Source organism: Mesorhizobium sp. M0870 (genome assembly GCF_040319775.1).
GTDB lineage: Bacteria > Pseudomonadota > Alphaproteobacteria > Rhizobiales > Rhizobiaceae > Mesorhizobium.
On the sequence record NZ_JAMYOI010000078.1, the window covers coordinates 1 to 1,309 of the forward strand.

1 protein-coding gene is annotated in these 1,309 nt (G+C 64.6%); it reads left to right on the forward strand.

The genetic code is table 11. From position 1 onward, the window contains the following. Positions 1-159 precede the first annotated feature (159 nt). Positions 160-1,309, forward strand: a 1,150-nt coding sequence (locus tag NKH97_RS33195) for an ABC transporter permease subunit (RefSeq protein WP_352761819.1), incomplete at its 3' end; no start/stop codon positions are given.

Sequence of the window (1,309 nt, forward strand, 5' to 3'; positions counted from 1 at the left end):
AACCTTTCTCTGGCGGCCCCCCCGCCCCCCCCCCCCCCCAAACACCCCCCCCCACCCCCCCCCCCCCCCGCCCCCGGGGGTGCGCCGCGCGCCCCCCGCACCACGCGCTGCCGCGTTTGATGTCGGACGATGCGGACAGCGCAACCGAAAGGGGGCCGAATGAACTGGCTTGAAAACTTGCGGCGCAGTTTCCTTGACTGGCAAGCCATGGCGGACGTGCTGCCAAGCATGATCACCATCGGATTGAAGAACACCTTGATCCTCGCGGCCGCATCCACGGTGCTGGGTGTCGTGCTCGGCATGATCCTGGCAGTCATGGGCATCTCGCAATCGCGCTGGCTGCGCATTCCGGCCCGGGTCTACACGGACATTTTCCGTGGCCTTCCGGCGATCGTCACGATCCTTCTGATCGGCCAGGGCTTTGCGCGCATCGGCCGTGAAATCTTTGGGCCTTCGCCCTTTCCGCTCGGCATTCTGGCCCTCAGCCTGATCGCCGGCGCCTATATCGGCGAAATCTTCCGCTCGGGCATCCAGAGCGTCGAGCGCGGGCAAATGGAAGCCTGCCGGGCGCTCAGCATGAGCTACGGGCAGGGCATGCGCCTGATCGTCATCCCGCAGGGCATCCGCCGCGTCCTGCCGGCGCTGGTCAACCAGTTCATCGGCAACGTCAAGGATTCGAGCCTCGTCTACTTCCTCGGTCTGCTCGCATCGGAGCGCGAGATTTTCCGCGTCGGTCAGGACCAGGCGGTGGTCACCGGAAACCTGTCGCCATTGCTGCTGGCCGGCGTGTTCTATCTCGTGATCACCGTGCCGTTGACCCACGTGGTTAATTACATCGACAACTCGCTGCGGGTCGGAAAGCAAAAGGCAGGCCTCGTCACCAGCGGCCTTGCCGAGGTGAGCGAACTGGAGAGCGCCGTCGGCAGCCCGCTCTCCGAGGCCAGCCCTGAAGACAGCTCGGCGCTTTCACGCTTCAAGGGTGGTAGTCTCGCCGTCACCAATCTCGACATGGCCTATGGCGATCTCGATGTCCTGAAGGGCGTCAGCCTGACGGTCAAGCCGGGCACGGTCACCTGCGTCATCGGTCCGTCAGGGTCGGGCAAGTCGACCTTGCTGCGCTGCCTTAACCGCTTGGTCGAGCCCAAGGGCGGTGACGTGCTGCTCGATGGCGCGAGCATCCTGGCGATGAAGCCCGAAAAGCTGCGCCGGCGTGTCGGCATGGTGTTCCAGCAGTTCAACCTGTTTCCCGACCACACAGCCCTGGAAAACGTCATGCTGTCGCTGACCAAGGTCAAGGGCCTTCCGGTGC